This window comes from Caldimonas sp. (assembly GCF_046291045.1).
GTDB lineage: Bacteria > Pseudomonadota > Gammaproteobacteria > Burkholderiales > Burkholderiaceae_C > Caldimonas.
Genome location: NZ_JBKBSL010000017.1, coordinates 18,027 through 34,850 on the forward strand (window position 1 = coordinate 18,027; position 16,824 = coordinate 34,850).

Consider the following 16,824-nt stretch of genomic DNA (forward strand, 5'->3'; position numbering starts at 1 on the left):
GTACCGTACCCTAAAGAAAAAGGGCCCATAGGCCTTGCGACCCATGAGCCAAGAGCATCCACCAGGATGCGGGAGCTTGTCTGACCTGCCGATCGCCGGCTAGGCAAGCCGGCGATCGGCATGGGGTTCAGCCGTGCTTCTGGTCGAAGAACTGCTCGTCTTCGGTCGAGCCCTTGAGCGCGGCGGTGGATGCCTCCCGCTCGATGGTCGTGGTCACGGCGTCGAAGTAGCCGGTGCCCACCTCGCGCTGGTGCTTCACGGCGGTGAAGCCCTTCTCGGCGGCGGCGAACTCCTTCTCCTGCAGCTCGACGAAGGCGCTCATCTGGTTGCGGGCGTAGCCGTAGGCCAGCTCGAACATCGAGTAGTTCAGGCTGTGGAAGCCGGCCAGCGTGATGAACTGGAACTTGTAGCCCATGGCACCCAGCTCACGCTGGAACTTGGCGATGGTGGCGTCGTCCAGGTTCTTCTTCCAGTTGAACGAAGGCGAGCAGTTGTAGGCCAGCAGTTTGCCAGGGAATTGCTTGTGGATGGCTTCGGCGAACTTCTTGGCGTATGTCAGGTCCGGTTTGCCAGTCTCACACCAGATCATGTCGGCATACGGTGCATAAGCCAGTCCGCGCGAGACGGCTTGCTCCAGCCCGGGCTTGGTGCGGAAGAATCCCTCGACAGTCCGCTCGCCGGTGCAGTAGGGCTTGTCGTTGTCGTCGATGTCGCTGGTGATGAGATCGGCCGCCTCGGCGTCGGTGCGGGCAATCAGCACCGTGGGCGTGCCCATCACGTCAGCAGCCAGACGGGCGGCGACGAGCTTGGAGACGGCCTCCCGGGTGGGCACCAGCACCTTGCCGCCCATGTGGCCACACTTCTTCACCGAGGCCAGCTGGTCTTCGAAGTGCACGCCGGCCGCGCCCGCCTCGATCATGGCCTTCATCAGCTCGAAGGCATTGAGCACGCCGCCGAAACCGGCCTCGGCGTCGGCCACGATGGGCGCGAAGAAGTCGATGTCATTCTTGCCCTCGGACCACTGAATCTGGTCGGCACGCTGGAAGGTGTTGTTGATGCGACGCACCACCGCCGGCACAGAGTTGGCCGGGTACAGCGACTGGTCGGGGTACATCTCGCCGGCCAGGTTCGCATCGCCGGCCACCTGCCAGCCCGACAAGTAGATGGCCTTCAAACCGGCCTTGACCTGCTGCATGGCCTGGTTGCCCGTCAACGCTCCCAGGGCATTGACGAAGGGCTCGGTGTTGACCAGGTTCCACAGCTTCTCGGCACCACGCTTGGCCAGCGTGTGCTCGATTTGGATCGAACCGCGCAGACGCACCACGTCGGCGGCGGTGTAGCCGCGCTTGATCCCCTTCCAGCGGGGGTTCTCGGCCCAGTCTTTTTCGAGGGCGGCGGCTTGTTGTTCGCGGGTCAGGTTGCTCATGGGAGGCTCCGTTCTGACTAAGGGACAAGAGGTTGCAATGGCCCTAAGGATAGAGAGCCGCCGGCGCCTCGCCAAGACTTATGTCTTATATAAGACTGAAAAACTTATCCAATCAAATCAATAACTTATGCAGTTGACTTCGCATTGTGAAAACGTAACTCCCACAATGAAAAATTCTGGCGCGGTGCATCAAGGCTCAATCCCATATCGCGAAAATCAATTTTCGTCATGTGAGAGATTAAGGCGCTCGCCCCCCCTGGATCGGGCCGCCCAGCGACTGCGGCAGCGCGGGCGCGTGGTGCAACCAATCGGGCGGGTTCAGCGCGCGACGCCCTTGGACGTAGCGCGGATGGATTTCATAGACCAGACAATCCAGCGTCCGCCCCGCCACCTCCACCGCCACACGACGCTTGACGTACTCGTCGCGCTGCTGGGGGTAGAGTTCCTCGATGCCATCAAGCACGCGCTCGAGCACGGGGTCGAGGGCATACACCTCCCCCACCACCGCCGGCCCCTGCACGTCCAGAAGGAGCCCGGGGTAGCTGCCCAAGCTGTACAGCCATCCCCGCACGGTCGCCGCGCCGACGAAGTGGCCGGGCGGATCGAGGCGGGTGATGTCATTGGCACCCCCCCGACGCAGAGTGCCGTAAACGAAGACGTGGTCCAGCCCGCTGGGCTGGTGCAAGGTGGCAAGCGGGCTGTCCATGGTCAGACCTCCAAGGCAGTGGTGCGCTTGACGGTGCGCAACACCAGCATCGAATTCGACCTCACCACGCCGGGCAGCCGAGACAGGATCTCACCGTGGATGGTCTCCAGGTCGGCGGCGTCCCGGTAGGTGAAGCGGATCAGGTAGTCGTTGCTCCCGGCCACGTAGTAGCAGTCGAGAATGGCCGGTTCGGCACGCACGGCACTTTCGAAGGCCTGAATCGCCTCGGGTGTAATGCGCTCCAGGTTGACGATGGTGAAGGAGGTTCCCGGTTGTCCCACTGCCCGCGGATGGAGCAGGGCCACGTACCGGGCGATCACGCCCTCCTCCTCCAGGCGCCGCACGCGCCGCAAGCAGGCCGAGGGCGACAGGTGTACGCGCTCGGCCAGATCCTGGTTGGAGATGCGGCCGTCGTCCTGAAGGATCCTCAGGATCTGCCGATCGATGGCATCGAGTTGCACGGTCGCGTCGGGTTGTTGCATCTTCTGCGAATGGTCGAGATCCTGATCGCATGATATTGCGTCGGGGGCTTCGCAGCCCCGCCGACTCGCTCACACATTGCGTCGCGGGCTCACTAGACTCACGTTTCACCCCGCCCCATCGAGGAGAACACCATGCACCCCGAGCTCGACGCCTACTGGATGCCGTTCACGGCCAATCGTCAATTCAAGAAGGCCCCACGGCTATTGGCCCGGGCCGAGGGCATGCATTTCTGGACCCCGGAGGGTCGCCAGGTGCTCGATGGCGTGGCTGGGCTGTGGTGCGTCAACGCCGGTCATGCCCGGCCCAAGATCGTGCAGGCGATCCAGCAACAGGCCGGTGAGCTGGACTATGCGCCCCCCTTCCAGATGGGCCATCCCAAAGCCTTCGAGCTGGCCGAGCGGCTGGTGAGACTCACGCCTCCCGGCCTGAACAGGGTTTTCTACACGAACTCGGGCTCGGAGTCGGTGGAGACGGCGCTGAAAATGGCCATCGCCTACCACCGCGTGCGCGGCGAAGGCCAGCGCACGCGGCTGATCGGTCGCGAGCGGGGTTACCACGGCGTGAACTTCGGTGGCATCTCGGTAGGGGGCATGGTGGCCAACCGCAAGATGTTCGGCACCCTGCTGGCGGGCGTCGATCACATCCGCCACACGCATGACCCGGCGCGTAATGCCTTCTCGCGCGGCCAGCCGGCTCACGGCGCGGAGTTGGCCGACGACCTCGAGCGCCTGGTGGCGCTGCATGACGCCTCGACCATCGCCGCCGTGATCGTCGAGCCGGTGGCCGGCTCCACCGGGGTGCTGATCCCGCCGCAGGGCTATCTGCAGCGCCTGCGCGAGATCTGCGATAAGCATGGCATCTTGCTGATCTTCGACGAGGTCATCACCGGCTTCGGTCGCACCGGCCAACCTTTTGCAGCGCAGACCTTCGGCGTGACGCCCGATCTGATGACAGTGGCCAAGGGCATCACCAACGGCTGCGTCCCGATGGGGGCCGTCTTCGTCAAGCAGGAGATCCACGACGCCTTCATGCAGGGGCCCGAACACCTGATCGAGTTCTTCCACGGCTACACCTATTCGGCCCATCCCCTGGCCTGCGCCGCCGCGCTGGGGACGCTGGACACCTACGCCGAGGAAGGCCTGCTCACGCGAGCGCGCGAGCTGGAGGCGTACTTCGCCGACGCGGTGCACGCGCTGCGGGGGCTGCCGCATGTGATCGATGTGCGCAACATCGGGCTGGTGGGCGGTATCGAACTCGCACCCCGCCCCGAGGAACCTGCCAAGCGCGCGTTCGAAGTCTTCCTCGACTGCTGGGAACAGGGCGTCCTGATCCGCACGACGGGCGATACGATCGCTCTGTCGCCCCCCCTGATCATCGAGAAGGCACAGATCGACCGGATCGTCGAGGCTGTGGCCGCAGCCATCCGGCGGGTGCGCTGACCCTGTGGGCTGCGTATGCCGTCGTCGTGCTCCCGAGGCGAGGGTGTCGCCTTGAGCTCGGCCGTCCCCGTGGCGGCCTACGCCAGCCTGGCCCTGAGCATGGCCTTGGTGGGCAGCTACGTCGCGCTGTCCAAGGTCCTGGTGCTCGTCTTCCCGGTGATGCTGTTGGCCTGGCTGCGCTTCGGCATCGCTGCGGTGGCCATGGCCGGCTGGGTATGCCGCCGGCCGGGCGAGCGGCCGCTCTCCCCGGCCGACCGTCGGCTGCTGTTCTGGGAGTCCTTTTTCGGCAACTTCCTGTTCTCGGTGTGCATGCTGTTCGGCGTGTCGCTCACGTCGGCACTGGCCGCCGGCGTGATCATGGCGTCCATCCCCGCGGTGGTGGCCGTGCTGTCATGGCTGCTGCTGGGTGAACGGATCGGCCCACGGGTGCAATGGGCCATCGTGTTGGCCGTGGGCGGGATCGTGCTGCTTTCGGTGGCCAAGGCGGCCGACTCCGGACATGCGACCGGGGGACTGCGCACCCTGCTGGGCAATGCCCTGCTCTTTGCCGCCGTCTGCTGCGAAGCGCTGTACGTGGTGATCGGCAAGAAGCTCACCGGCAACGTCTCGGCCCAGCGCATCAGCGCCCTGGTGAACCTCTGGGGCTGGGTCCTGGTCACGCCTTTTGGACTGGTCCTGGCCCTGCAGTTCGACTTCAGCGGCGTCTCGCCTGGCCACTGGCTGCTGCTGGTCTTCTACTCGCTGGCGGCCAGCATGATCACCGTGTGGCTATGGATGACGGGCCTGCGTCACGTTCCGGCCGCTTCGGCAGGCATCTTCACCGTCTTCCTGCCGATCAGCGCAGGGCTGGTCGGGGTGCTGGCCCTGGGCGAACGCTTCACCTCCTTGCACGCGCTCGCCTTCGGCCTGTCTGTGGCTGGTGTGGTGCTCGCCACTTGGCCGGCACGACGTGCCTGACGAGGATTGGGCCTCAACCGATCGCGCCTTCGGGCTCGCGCGCCGCTGCGGCTGAGCAGGCCATCGCCTGGCGGGCCAAGGCCATGACCTCGGCGGGAGCACGCTGCCGCAAGCGATGGTCGGACCACACCTGGCGCCACCTGCGCGCGCCCGGCACCCCGTTGTACAGCCCCAGCATGTGCCGCACGATGTGCGGCCAGGGCACGCCATGCTGGGCCTGCTGGCGTTCGCAGTAGCTCACCATCGCGGCCTCGACGGCCGCCCGCTCGGGCGCGGGCTGCGTCTGCCCGAAAAACCGGGTGTCCCAATGAGCCATCGCATAGGGGTTGTGGTAGGCCTCGCGGCCGATCATCACGCCGTCCACGTGCGCGAGCTGAGCGGCAATCGCCTCGTCGTCTTTCAGGCCGCCATTGATCGCAATGGTCAACTGGGGGAACTCGCGCTTGAGGCGGTGCACGATCTCATAGCGCAACGGCGGGATCTCGCGGTTCTCCTTGGGGCTCAGCCCCTGCAACCAGGCATTGCGGGCATGAACGATGAAGACCTCGCAGCCAGCCTCGGCCACCGTGCCCACGAAATCGCGCACGAAGTCGTAGCTCTCCACATGGTCCACGCCGATGCGGTGCTTCACGGTCACCGGGAGATCCACCGCGTCGCGCATGGCCTTGACCGCATCGGCCACGAGGCCGGCCTCTTTCATCAGGCAGGCGCCGAAGGCCCCCCGCTGCACGCGTTCGCTGGGACAGCCGCAGTTCAGGTTCACCTCGTCATAGCCCCAGCGTTGTGCCAGTCGGGCACAGGCGGCCAGATCCTCAGGCTCGCTGCCCCCCAGTTGCAGCGCGACCGGGTGCTCTTCAGCGTTGTAGTCCAGGTGCCGGGCCACGTTCCCATGCAGCAGCGCACCCGTGGTCACCATCTCGGTGTACAGGCGGGTGCGCCGGGTGATCAGCCGATGGAAGTAGCGGCAATGCCGGTCCGTCCAGTCCATCATCGGGGCGACGGACAGGCGCCAGGGGGTGGAATCGGGCGGGAGCAGGGTCACACGCGCAGCAGCAGGATCAAAACGCGATTGTCGCAGCGCAGCGCCGTCCGCGCCGGCGCGGGTGATTCAAAGGTCGAGCACGTAGACCTGGGCGGTCGAGCGCTCCTGCTCGTTGTGACCGGCCAGGGCCAGGCCCCACTCATCGCCCAGGGCACCGACGCTGGGCTGCAGCCCGGCCGTCATCACGGTCACCTCCTCCGAACTGGCATCGAAGTCGAGCAGGTGGCGGCGCTCGCGATCGAAGAGGCGGGCGACCATGGCACCGCCCTGCTCGATGATCAGCAGGTATTTCGCAGGGGCTTGCATCGCATCACTCCCGAGCCACGCGCCGTCGCTCAGCGTAACACGTGGCCGCTGGTGGCGTGATGGTTCAGCGCAACCCGTTCAGGGGGTGGGCGTGGGCCGGCCAGGGGCTCGCGAAGAATGCCTGCACCATCGCCGGTGTGACGTCCTCGATGCGTGGCGGGTTCCAGCGCGGCGCGTGATCCTTGTCCACGGCCAGGGCCCGGATGCCCTCCACCGTCTCGCTGGCGGCGCCCGGGCGCAGGTGGAAGCAGTGGCGCACCAGGTCGCGCTCCATGCGCAAGTCCTCGGCCAGCGTCATGCGGCGGGCACGACGCACCTGCTCCAGCGTGACCGCCAGCATCAGCGGCGAGCGCTTGCGCAGGGTCGCCACGATCTCGGCCGGCCAGGGGCTGTCGGCCTCCCGGTCCAGCGCAGCCAGGATGGCCGCAACCTCTGAACCGGCAAAGCAGCGATCAATGATCGCCCCATGGGCCTGGAGCACGGGCCTCGGTGCATCGTGCAAGCACGACCGGGCCCGCGCCAGCAGACTCACAGCATCCGCATCGACGGACAGCGCCTCGACCAGACCGTCCAGTGCCTCGCTGGGCACGTAGCCATCGGCCAGCCCCCAAGCGATCGCGTCGCCCGCACCGATCACCTGGCCAGTCAATGCCAGGAACTCACCGACCCGCCCCGGGCAGCGTGACAGAAACCAGCCCCCGCCCACGTCGGGAAAGAGGCCGATGTTGGTCTCGGGCATCGCCATCTTCGTGCGCTCAGTGACGATGCGCAGCGCCGCCCCCTGGCTGATGCCCATGCCTCCGCCCATCACGATGCCGTCCATCAGTGCAATGTAGGGCTTCGGGTAGCCATGGATCAGGTGGTTGAGGGTGTACTCCTCGGTGAAAAAATCCTCCAGCCGCGGATCGCCCGCCAGGGCAGCCTGGTGGAAGAAGCGGATGTCCCCGCCGGCGCAGAAGGCCACGCCCTTGCCTTCCCGGGCAGCTCCACGCACTAGCACGACCTGTACCGCGGGATCGTCGCGCCAGGCCAGCAGCAAGGCGGTGAGGTCCCGGATCATCGACAGCGACAGGGCGTTGAGCGCCTGCGGACGGTTGAGCGTGATCAGGCCCAGGCTGCCGCGGCGCTCGGCCAGGACCAAGCCCTCGCCGCTCAGCACGGGAAGGGTCGAGGACATCATCATGGGTCTCCTCGTCGTGAAATGGAAGCTTCGGGAACTGTGATGCCTGCGGCCAGGCGTGCGCGACGCAGACCCAGGGCTTCGTTGACGACCAGCGCCCCCAGCACCAGCAGTCCCCCCTGCAGTGCTTGGGGGGACGGCACCTCGTTGGCGCCCAGCCAGGCCCAGGCCACCCCGAAGATCACCTCCAGCAGGGCCAGCAGAGCCATCTCCGGGGCCGGCAGCACGCGTGCCAGTTGAACCGCGATCAGGCAAGGCACAGCCAACTGAAACACCCCCAGCGTCGCCAGCAGTCCCAAGTCATGGGCAGATGCCTGCAGCGGCCAGGCCAGCGGCAGCGTCACGGCCGCAGAGATCGCGGCGCCGATCAGCACCGCCGGCAGCAGATCCCGACGCCGGGCATAGGTAGGCTGGTGGGTGGTGCGCTGGATCACCGTCCAGTTGACGGCCGCCGCCAGCGGCACGCCCAGGGCGACGAGGGTGCCAAGCAGGTGGCGCAACTCGGCCCCCGCCAGTTCGCGGCCATACATCCACGCGATCCCGGCGCCGGCCACGGCGATGGCGCCCCAGGTGCGGGCAGGCAACCGGTGGCCGAGCGCCAGGCCTGCCAGCAGCGCGGTCATCAACGGGCCCAGGGCCATCGTCACCAGCACATTGGCCACAGTGGTGAGCGTGAGCGCCACCATGAAGCAGGTGTACATGATGGACCACATCAGGCCAGACACCCACAGCGGCCAGCCACCATGGCGCAGCTCCTCCCACAGTCCTCGGCCCTTCCACAGAAGCAGGGCCACGGCCATGAACGCCGCGTTGAAGAAGCTGCGCCAGAACGTCACCTCGAAGGCACGTGCCACCTCCAGGTGGCGGGTGACCACTCCGGCGATGCTCCACATCAACGTCACCAGCACCATCAGCGCGACGGCACGGCCGTGCGTCATGTCCTTGCCTGCCCTACTTACCATCCGCAGGCCACTCAGGTGGCCTCGCGCTGCGCGCGCTTGCGTTCGTGCTCCTTCAGGAAGCGCTTGCGCAGCCGGATTGACTTGGGCGTGATCTCGACCAGTTCATCGTCCTCGATGAACTCCACGGCGTACTCCAGCGTCAGCTCGATCGGTGGGGTGAGCTTGATCGCATCCTCCTTGCCCGAGGCGCGAAAGTTGGTGAGCTGCTTCGTGCGCACCGCATTGACGACGAGATCATTCTCCCGGCTGTGGATGCCCACGATCATCCCTTCATAGACTGGATCACCCGGCTTGACGAACATGCGCCCGCGGTCGTCGAGCTTGCCCAGGGCATAGGTGACGATCTCGCCATCCTCCTGGCTGACGAGCACGCCGTTCTTGCGCCCCTCGATCTCGCCTTTGTAGGGTTCGTAACCATCGAAAATGTTGCTCAGCAGGCCGGTACCGCGCGTGAGATTGAGGAACTCGTTCTGAAAGCCGATCAGCCCTCGCGCCGGAATACGATACTCCAGGCGCACACGCCCCATACCGTCAGGCTCCATATTGACCAACTCACCCTTGCGCAGCCCCAAAGCCTGCATCACGCCACCTTGGTGCTGCTCTTCCACATCAGCGGTGACGAGCTCCATGGGCTCGCAGCGCTCACCGTCGATCTCGCGGAACACCACGCGAGGCTTGGAGACGGCCAACTCGTAGCCCTCTCGCCGCATGTTCTCCAGCAAGATGGTCAGGTGCAGCTCTCCTCGGCCTGAAACCTCGAAGACGCCGTCTTCCTCGGTTTCACGCACTCGCAGAGCCACGTTGGACTGCAGCTCCTTTTGGAGGCGATCCCAAATCTGTCGGCTCGTAACGAACTTGCCCTCGCGTCCAGCCAGCGGCGAGGTGTTGACGCAGAAGTTCATCGTCAGTGTGGGTTCGTCGATCTTGAGCATGGGCAAAGGCTGCGGTTGCTCGATCGACGTCACGGTCACACCGATGCCGATGTCTTCGATTCCGTTGATCAGCACGATGTCACCAGGCCCGGCGGACTCGGCCTGCCGGCGTTCGAGACCCTCGAACTTCAGCACTTGGTTGATGCGTCCGCGGTAGGAGCGGCCCTCTGGACCCTCCATCACCAGAACGTCCATTGCCGGCCGCAAGGTGCCCGCGTTGATGCGACCCACACCAATACGGCCCACGTAGCTGGAATAGTCTAGAGAGGAGATCTGCAACTGCAGCGGCGCGGCCGGATCCCCCTGATGAGCCGGCACGTGGCTGAGGATCGTCTCGAAAAGCGGGCTCATGTCCTCGCCCCAGCGCGTCCCGGGTTCCCCCTCGCTGCGCGAGGCCCAGCCGTTCAGGCCCGAGGCATACACCACGGGAAAGTCGAGCTGTTCCTCGTTGGCACCGAGTTTGTCGAACAGGTCGAAGGCGGCATTGATGACATAGTCCGGGCGCGCACCGGGTTTGTCCACCTTGTTGACGACCACGATCGGCTTGAGGCCCAACGCCAGAGCCTTTTTGGTCACGAAGCGGGTCTGCGGCATCGGCCCCTCCTGTGCGTCGATCAGCAGCACGACACCATCGACCATCGACAATGCTCGCTCGACCTCGCCACCGAAATCGGCGTGCCCGGGAGTATCGACAATGTTGATGTGCGTACCCCGCCAACTCACCGCGCAGTTCTTGGCCAGGATGGTGATGCCGCGCTCACGCTCGAGGTCGTTGCTGTCCATCACCCGCTCGCCGACTTGCTGATTCTCGCGGAAGGTGCCGGACTGGCGCAGCAACTGGTCCACCAACGTGGTCTTGCCGTGGTCGACGTGCGCAATGATGGCGATGTTGCGGATGGGCTTGCTCATGATGGAAAGACAAAGGCGACCCGGCGAATGGGTCAGGACTCGTTAAAGGGGGCCTTGAGCAGGGCCTGAACCTCGGGCGGGCTCAGCAGCCGCATGGGAATGAGTTCACCGGCACGAACCTGGGCGCTGCCCAGGAAGGCGCCGGCTTGCGGGCCGTAGACGCGTACGGCAGGTGCCTCGCGATGGGCCACGCGCCGGCGCATCCCGGCTAGAAAGCGCCCAGCCTCGTCGGCCGTCAGGTGTACCGCCGGCCAGTGCGCGACCAGCACGTCAGGGGGCAACAGGCAGGCATCGCGCCCGGTCTCGTCCATCTGCTCCAGCGTCTCGAGCGTGATGGCCTGCTCGACCGACAATGGGCCGCTGGCCGTGCGGCGCAGAGCCGCCAGGTGGGCACCGCAACCCAGGGCTTCACCGAGATCCTCGGCCAGCGTGCGCACATAAGTGCCCTTGCTGCACAGAATGTCGATCTCCAGCCGGTCGTCCTGCCAGGCCACGAGGTCCAAGCGATGGATCCTCACACGCCTGGCTTGGCGCTCCACCTCGACACCGGCACGGGCATACTCGTACAGGGGCCGGCCCTCGCGCTTGAGGGCTGAGTGCATGGGGGGCACCTGGTCGATCTCGCCGACGAAACGGGCCAGCGCCGCATCGAGTTGGGCCGCCGTCAGCGATACGGGCCGCTCTTCGAGCACGCCCCCCTCGGCATCCCCCGTGGTGGTCCGGCGCCCCAATTGCAGCACGGCACGGTAGGCCTTGTCAGCCTCCAGACTGGCCTGCGAAAACTTGGTGGCCGCCCCGAAGCACAGCGGCAGCAGGCCCGTGGCCATCGGATCCAGCGTGCCGGTGTGACCGGCCTTGTGCGCCCGCAACAGCCGTTTGGCTTTCTGCAGGGCATCATTACTGCTCAGGCCCAGGGGTTTGTCGAGCAGGAGCACGCCATGGACCGCACGGCGCTGGATGCGCGAACGCAACGGTGCGGAGGCAGCGGCAACCGGCATGGCAACGTCAGTCCTTGGCGCGGGTGGCATTGGCCTGGGCGATTAGCGCGTTCAGGTCGGCGGCCCGCTCGGTCGTGCGGTCGAAGACGAAGTGCAGCGTCGGCACGGTGTGGATTTGCAGGCGCTTGAACAAGCCGTTGCGCAGGTAGCCGGCTGCCTCGTTCAAGGCAGTCTCGGTCTCCTGAGGATCACCCACCAGCAGCGAAAAGTAGACCTTCGCGTGGGCGTAGTCGGGCGTCACCTCTACCGCATTGAGCGTGACCATGCCGATGCGCGGATCCTTCAGCTCGCGAATGAGCTCGGCCACGTCGCGCTGGATCTGGTCGGCCACGCGGTGGGCTCGGTTGGGAATCGATCGCTTGTGTCGCATGATGAGACTCCGGTTGGTGCCAGAAACACAAACCCCGCCCATCTTTCGATCGGCGGGGTCCGAGCGCGTGAGCGCCTCCGCCTTTACAGCGTGCGTGCCACTTCCTTGATCTCAAAGAACTCCAGGTGGTCGCCTTCCTGGATGTCGTTGTAGTTTTTGATGTTCAAGCCGCACTCGAAGCCTTCCTTGACCTCACGCACGTCGTCCTTGAAGCGCTTGAGCGACTCCAGCTCTCCGGTGTAGATGACGACGTTGTCGCGCAGCAGACGCAGGCGAGCGTTGCGGCGAACCACGCCGGACAGCACCATACACCCGGCAATGGCTCCGACCTTGGAGATGCGGAACACCTGGCGGATCTCGGCCGTGCCGATGACCTCCTCCTTCTGTTCCGGCGCGAGCAGGCCCGACATGGCTGCCTTCACTTCGTCAACCGCATCGTAGATGATGTTGTAGTAGCGGATGTCCACGCCATTGTGTTCGGCCAGCTTGCGCGCTCCAGCATCGGCTCGCGTGTTGAAGCCGATGATGACTGCTTTGGATGCCAGTGCGAGGTTGACGTCGCTCTCGCTGATGCCACCCACGGCCGCATGCACAATCTGCACCTTGACCTCGTCGGTGGACAGCTTGAGCAGCGAGGACGCGAGCGCCTCCTGCGAACCCTGCACGTCGGCCTTGATGATCAGCGGCAGCGTCTTCACGTCGCCCTGCCCCATCTGCTCGAACATGTTTTCGAGCTTGGCAGCCTGCTGCTTGGCCAACTTCACGTCACGGTACTTGCCCTGGCGGAAGGTGGCGATCTCGCGGGCACGGCGCTCGTCGGCCAGCACCATGAACTCGTCGCCGGCCTGAGGCACCTCGGTGAGGCCCTGGATCTCGACGGGGATCGACGGCCCAGCCTCCTGGGTGGGCTTCCCGTCCTCGTCGAGCATCGCCCGCACACGACCGTAACTGGCACCGGCCAGAACCACATCGCCGCGCCTGAGCGTCCCCGACTGCACCAGCACCGTGGCCACCGGGCCGCGGCCTTTGTCCAGCTTGGCTTCGATGACCAGGCCCTTGGCCGGCGCCTCCACCGGAGCTTTCAGCTCGAGCACCTCGGCTTGCAGCAGCACGTTCTCCAACAGATTGTCGATGCCTTCACCGGTCTTGGCCGACACCAGACAGAAGGGAGCGTCGCCACCGTATTCTTCGGGTACCACCTCTTCGGCCACCAGTTCCTGTTTCACGCGATCCGGGTTGGCATCGGGCTTGTCGATTTTGTTGACCGCCACGACGATCGGCACGCCTGCCGCCTTGGCATGGTGGATGGCCTCACGAGTCTGCGGCATGACACCATCGTCGGCCGCCACCACCAGGATCACGATGTCGGTCGCCTTGGCGCCGCGGGCTCGCATGGCCGTGAACGCCTCGTGACCAGGCGTGTCCAAGAAGGTGATCGTGCCGCGGGGGGTGTCGACGTGATAGGCGCCGATGTGTTGAGTGATCCCCCCGGCTTCGCCCGCGGCGACGCGCGAGCGGCGGATGTAGTCGAGCAGCGAGGTCTTGCCGTGGTCGACGTGACCCATCACGGTCACGACCGGGGCACGAGTCAGCAGCTCGGCTTGCTGGGCGGCCTGGCTCTCTTCCAGGAAGGCCTCGGGATCGTCGAGCTTGGCGGCAAAGGCCTTGTGCCCCATTTCCTCGACCACGATCATGGCCGTTTCCTGGTCGAGCTGCTGGTTGATCGTGACCATCTGGCCCAGCTTCATCAGCTGCTTGATCACCTCGGAGGCCTTGACCGACATCTTGTGGGCCAAGTCGGCCACACTGATGGTCTCGGGCACATGGACCTCGTACACCTGCGGCTCGGAAGGCGCCACGAAGGTCGAGGCGCTGTCACCACGCTCGCCACGACGGCCCCCTGCCTTGGTGGGCGCCCGCCAGCCGCCACGGGTGCCAGCCACAGTATCGCCGCGGGTCTTGAGGGCGCGCTTCTTCGCCGCATCGTCGGCCCAACTCGACGACAGTTTCTCGGACTTCACCGACTTCTTGTCGCCCGGCTTGGACGCGCCACCTGGCGCTGCGGGCGCGGCAGCCCCAGGCGCGACAGCCTTGGGCTTGTGGATGGTGCCCTTGATGCCTTCCTTGCCGGCTTCGGCCTTGGGCTTGTCTTCTTCCGGCTTCTTGGCCGTCATCACACCCCGCTTGGGCGAGGCCATCATGGCGCGGATCGCTGCGGCTTCGGCCTCGGCCGCTTTGCGTCTCTTCTCCAGGTCGGCCATGCGCTGTTTCTCCTCGGCCTCGGCATCCACGGCCTTGACCACGCGCACGGCCGGCTTGGCCGGTTCGACCGGGGCTGGAGCGGGAGCCGCCGCTGCGGGCTGCGGCGCAGGTGTTGGGGCTTCGACGACGTCGCTGCCGGCGGCAGCCAGCTCGGCCTGGCGCGCCTGCGCGGCGCGGGCCTCCTTCTCGGCGGCCTCGCGCTCGGCTGCTTCGCGCGCACGGGCTTCGGCCTCCTCGCGCTGGCGCCGTTCCTGTTCCTCGCGTTGCCGACGCTTTTCGGCCAACTCCTCTTCCTGGCGACGAAGCAGCTCCGCTTGGCGATTGGCCTCTTCCTCACGGCGGCGCAGCTCCGCTTCGTCCACGACGGGCTTGGCAGCAGCCACCTCTTCCACCGGCGCCGCGCTCTCGTCACGCTTGACGAACACGCGCTTCTTGCGCACCTCGACCTGGATGGTGCGCGCCTTGCCGGAGGCATCGGCTTGCTTGATCTCGGTGGTCGACTTCTTGGTGATCGTGATCTTCTTGCGTTCGGTGCCAGCAGTCCCGTGCGCCGTGCGCAGGTAGTCCAGCAGGCGTTCCTTGTCGGACTCGGTCAGCGAGTCGTCCGGAGAGGCTTTCGCCACCCCGGCGGATCTCAACTGCTCGAGCAGCGTCGCCGCGGGGCGGTTCAGCTCGGAGGCGAACTGTGCGACTGTAGTAACGGCCATTGTGTGTGATCCTTGACGAGCTTGCGGTGGCTGGACGGGCGGAACCTCTGTGCAGCCCCTCTCAGGCCGTGAACCAGTGTTCTCGGGCCTTCATGATGAGCGCCTTGGCCTGTGTCTCATCGACACCGGTCATCTCGGTCAGCTCATCGACAGCCAAGTCGGCGAGGTCATCGCGGGTATGGATGCCGGCATCGGCCAGCTTGGCGATCAGCTCCGCATTCAGACCTTCGAGGTCACGCAGATCCTGCGATACTTCTTCGACCTTTTCTTCACGGGCGATCTCCATCGTCAGCAGCGCATCCTTGGCACGGGTGCGCAGCTCGTTGACGGTGTCCTCATCGAAAGCCTCGATCTCCAGCATCTCCTGCAGGGGCACGTAAGCCACCTCTTCGAGGCTGGTGAAGCCTTCTTCGATGAGGATGTCGGCCACTTCCTCGTCGACGTCGAGCTTCTCGACGAACAGACGACGGATCGCGCCGGTCTCCTCGGCCTGCTTGGCCTGGGACTCCTCGGCGGTCATGATATTGATACGCCAGCCAGTCAGCTCCGAGGCCAGGCGCACGTTCTGCCCTCCGCGGCCGATGGCGATGGCGAGATTCTCCTCATCGACCACGACGTCCATGGCGTGGCGCTCCTCGTCCACGACGATGGAAACGACGTTGGCCGGTGCGAGCGCACCGATCACGAACTGGGCCGGATCCTCGGACCACAGCACGATGTCCACACGCTCGCCGGCGAGTTCGTTGGTCACGGCATTGACCCGCGAGCCACGCACACCCACGCAGGTGCCGATGGGATCGACACGCTTGTCATGCGAGAGCACGGCGATCTTGGCTCGCGAGCCGGGGTCGCGGGCACAGCTCTTGATTTCCAACAGGCCCTGCTCGATTTCGGGGACCTCCTGGCGGAACAGCTCGATCATGAACTGCGGCGAGCTGCGCGACAGGATGATCTGCGGACCGCGCAGCGTGGGATCGACCTCCAGGATGACCGCACGCACACGGTCGCCCGTGCGAAGGTTCTCTTTCGGGATCATCTCGCTGCGCTTGAGGCGCCCCTCGACGCGACCGGACTCGACGATGAGGTCGCCCTTGTCCAAACGCTTGACCGTGCCCACGAAGATCTTGTCGCCTCGGGCCAGGAAGTCGTTGAGCAGCTGCTCGCGCTCGGCGTCGCGGATCTTCTGCAGGATCACCTGCTTGGCCGCCTGCGCGCCGATGCGGCCGATGGGCACGGACTCGACCGGCTCCTCGATGTAGTCGTCGACCTCGATGTCGGGAATCTGCTCTCGCGCTTCGAACAGCAGGATCTCGGCGTCGGGCTGCTGCAGCCCCGCCTCGTCGGGCACGACGTGCCAGCGGCGGAAGGTCTCATACTCACCAGTCTCTCGGTCGATCACCACGCGGATGTCGACCTCGCCCTCGTAGAGCTTCTTGGTGGCGGATGCCAGGGCGGCCTCGACCGCGCCGAACACGACATCGCGTTCCACGTTCTTCTCGCGCGAGATCGCGTCCACCAGCATCAACAGTTCGCGGTTCATGATTCCTGACCTCCGTCTTCTTGTGCACTGTCCGCGGATGCGGCCGCGGCCTGCCCCCTGCGCCGACCCTTGAAGTCGATCACGGGCACCAGGCGGGCTTCACGCACCTCGTCCAGAGAAAAATCCAATGCTTGCTCCTGGGTGCCCTCACGCAGGACGAGGCGCCATCCTTCGTCCAGGGATTCCAGGACGCCACGGTACTTCTTGCGCCCTTGAAAGGCGTGTTTAAGGGTGATGTCCACTTCCTGGCCGGCAAAGCGCCGGTAGTCGGCCTCCTTGCGCAAAGGCCGGTCCAGCCCAGGCGACGACACCTCCAAGCGCCGGTAGTCGACATTCTCGACCTCCAAGACGTACTGGAGCTGACGCGTCACCCTTTCGCAATCGTCCACGGTGATGAAAGCGCCATTCGGATCGCCGACCACGCGGTCGATGAACACGCGCAACAGCCCGCCCGCACTGCGCTCGCATTCGACGAAGTCATAACCCAACCCCGTCACCGTGTTCTCAACCAAGGCCTGCCAACCCATCGTGTTCCCAACACTCCTGCAGCATCACCGCCCACATCCTGCAACTGCACCCCGCAACTGCACCAAGCATCCGCCACC

15 protein-coding genes are annotated in these 16,824 nt (G+C 65.6%); 2 read left to right on the forward strand and 13 right to left on the reverse strand.

What is annotated here, in order from left to right; all coding sequences use genetic code 11:
* Window positions 1-127: 127 nt before the first annotated feature.
* The 3 genes from aceA to ACK4ZD_RS08015 all read right to left on the reverse strand — a co-directional run bounded on the left by aceA (window position 128) and on the right by ACK4ZD_RS08015 (window position 2,614).
* On the reverse strand, window positions 128-1,417 hold the full coding sequence (aceA, locus tag ACK4ZD_RS08005) for an isocitrate lyase (protein ID WP_409660406.1): 1,290 nt from the start codon (window positions 1,415-1,417) through the stop codon (window positions 128-130).
* 247 nt (window positions 1,418-1,664) lie between these two features.
* Window positions 1,665-2,132 carry a gamma-glutamylcyclotransferase gene (locus ACK4ZD_RS08010; protein WP_409660322.1) on the reverse strand — a complete coding sequence of 156 codons (468 nt, stop codon included), beginning with the start codon at window positions 2,130-2,132 and terminating at the stop codon, window positions 1,665-1,667.
* A gap of 2 nt (window positions 2,133-2,134) precedes the next feature.
* Window positions 2,135-2,614 carry an Lrp/AsnC family transcriptional regulator gene (locus tag ACK4ZD_RS08015; protein WP_409660324.1) on the reverse strand — a complete coding sequence of 160 codons (480 nt, stop codon included), beginning with the start codon at window positions 2,612-2,614 and terminating at the stop codon, window positions 2,135-2,137.
* Window positions 2,615-2,746: 132 nt separating this feature from the next.
* On the opposite strand from ACK4ZD_RS08015, the gene ACK4ZD_RS08020 reads away from it, so the two are divergent.
* Together ACK4ZD_RS08020 and ACK4ZD_RS08025 are read left to right on the forward strand one after the other, a co-directional pair.
* The gene (locus tag ACK4ZD_RS08020) at window positions 2,747-4,054 is read left to right on the forward strand and encodes an aspartate aminotransferase family protein (RefSeq protein ID WP_409660325.1); all 1,308 of its coding nucleotides are present in this window, start codon (window positions 2,747-2,749) and stop codon (window positions 4,052-4,054) included.
* A 51-nt stretch (window positions 4,055-4,105) separates the two neighbouring features.
* On the forward strand, window positions 4,106-5,011 hold the full coding sequence (locus ACK4ZD_RS08025; protein WP_409660327.1) for a DMT family transporter: 906 nt from the start codon (window positions 4,106-4,108) through the stop codon (window positions 5,009-5,011).
* A gap of 13 nt (window positions 5,012-5,024) precedes the next feature.
* Here the strand turns inward: ACK4ZD_RS08025 and dusA are convergent, their stop codons facing one another.
* The 10 genes from dusA to rimP form a co-directional block, all read right to left on the reverse strand.
* On the reverse strand, window positions 5,025-6,053 hold the full coding sequence (gene dusA, locus ACK4ZD_RS08030; RefSeq protein ID WP_409660329.1) for a tRNA dihydrouridine(20/20a) synthase DusA: 1,029 nt from the start codon (window positions 6,051-6,053) through the stop codon (window positions 5,025-5,027).
* A 66-nt stretch (window positions 6,054-6,119) separates the two neighbouring features.
* Window positions 6,120-6,359 (reverse strand): hypothetical protein, encoded by a 240-nt coding sequence (locus ACK4ZD_RS08035; protein WP_409660331.1) that lies wholly within the window; start codon window positions 6,357-6,359, stop codon window positions 6,120-6,122.
* 64 nt (window positions 6,360-6,423) lie between these two features.
* Window positions 6,424-7,536 (reverse strand): enoyl-CoA hydratase/isomerase family protein, encoded by a 1,113-nt coding sequence (locus tag ACK4ZD_RS08040; RefSeq protein ID WP_409660408.1) that lies wholly within the window; start codon window positions 7,534-7,536, stop codon window positions 6,424-6,426.
* 2 nt (window positions 7,537-7,538) lie between these two features.
* Entirely contained in the window at window positions 7,539-8,477 is a 939-nt protein-coding gene (locus ACK4ZD_RS08045) for a DMT family transporter (RefSeq protein WP_409660333.1), read from the reverse strand.
* A 35-nt stretch (window positions 8,478-8,512) separates the two neighbouring features.
* Window positions 8,513-10,342, reverse strand: coding sequence for a translational GTPase TypA (typA, locus tag ACK4ZD_RS08050; RefSeq protein WP_409660335.1), 1,830 nt, complete (start codon window positions 10,340-10,342; stop codon window positions 8,513-8,515).
* Between the two features lie 32 nt (window positions 10,343-10,374).
* Complete coding sequence (gene truB / locus ACK4ZD_RS08055) at window positions 10,375-11,340, reverse strand: tRNA pseudouridine(55) synthase TruB (protein ID WP_409660337.1); 966 nt, start codon at window positions 11,338-11,340, stop codon at window positions 10,375-10,377.
* 7 nt (window positions 11,341-11,347) lie between these two features.
* Window positions 11,348-11,710: a 30S ribosome-binding factor RbfA gene (gene rbfA / locus ACK4ZD_RS08060; RefSeq protein WP_409660339.1), complete on the reverse strand. Its 363-nt coding sequence runs from the start codon at window positions 11,708-11,710 to the stop codon at window positions 11,348-11,350.
* Between the two features lie 83 nt (window positions 11,711-11,793).
* Entirely contained in the window at window positions 11,794-14,679 is a 2,886-nt protein-coding gene (gene infB, locus ACK4ZD_RS08065; RefSeq protein WP_409660341.1) for a translation initiation factor IF-2, read from the reverse strand.
* A gap of 61 nt (window positions 14,680-14,740) precedes the next feature.
* A complete protein-coding gene (gene nusA, locus ACK4ZD_RS08070; RefSeq protein ID WP_409660343.1) occupies window positions 14,741-16,219 on the reverse strand; it encodes a transcription termination factor NusA in 1,479 nt (492 codons plus the stop codon).
* The gene (gene rimP, locus ACK4ZD_RS08075; protein ID WP_409660344.1) at window positions 16,216-16,746 is read right to left on the reverse strand and encodes a ribosome maturation factor RimP; all 531 of its coding nucleotides are present in this window, start codon (window positions 16,744-16,746) and stop codon (window positions 16,216-16,218) included. The genes nusA and rimP overlap by 4 nt, the downstream gene beginning before the upstream one ends.
* Window positions 16,747-16,824: the final 78 nt, after the last annotated feature.

Coding starts and splice junctions, on each gene's coding strand:
- ACK4ZD_RS08045 (WP_409660333.1), bottom strand. CDS start 8,477: ATGACGCACGGCCGTGCCGTCGCGCTGATGGTGCTGGTGACGTTGATG.
- infB (WP_409660341.1), bottom strand. CDS start 14,679: ATGGCCGTTACTACAGTCGCACAGTTCGCCTCCGAGCTGAACCGCCCC.
- ACK4ZD_RS08035 (WP_409660331.1), bottom strand. CDS start 6,359: ATGCAAGCCCCTGCGAAATACCTGCTGATCATCGAGCAGGGCGGTGCC.
- ACK4ZD_RS08040 (WP_409660408.1), bottom strand. CDS start 7,536: ATGTCCTCGACCCTTCCCGTGCTGAGCGGCGAGGGCTTGGTCCTGGCC.
- ACK4ZD_RS08015 (WP_409660324.1), bottom strand. CDS start 2,614: ATGCAACAACCCGACGCGACCGTGCAACTCGATGCCATCGATCGGCAG.
- rbfA (WP_409660339.1), bottom strand. CDS start 11,710: ATGCGACACAAGCGATCGATTCCCAACCGAGCCCACCGCGTGGCCGAC.
- truB (WP_409660337.1), bottom strand. CDS start 11,340: ATGCCGGTTGCCGCTGCCTCCGCACCGTTGCGTTCGCGCATCCAGCGC.
- rimP (WP_409660344.1), bottom strand. CDS start 16,746: ATGGGTTGGCAGGCCTTGGTTGAGAACACGGTGACGGGGTTGGGTTAT.
- typA (WP_409660335.1), bottom strand. CDS start 10,342: ATGAGCAAGCCCATCCGCAACATCGCCATCATTGCGCACGTCGACCAC.
- ACK4ZD_RS08010 (WP_409660322.1), bottom strand. CDS start 2,132: ATGGACAGCCCGCTTGCCACCTTGCACCAGCCCAGCGGGCTGGACCAC.
- ACK4ZD_RS08020 (WP_409660325.1), top strand. CDS start 2,747: ATGCACCCCGAGCTCGACGCCTACTGGATGCCGTTCACGGCCAATCGT.
- nusA (WP_409660343.1), bottom strand. CDS start 16,219: ATGAACCGCGAACTGTTGATGCTGGTGGACGCGATCTCGCGCGAGAAG.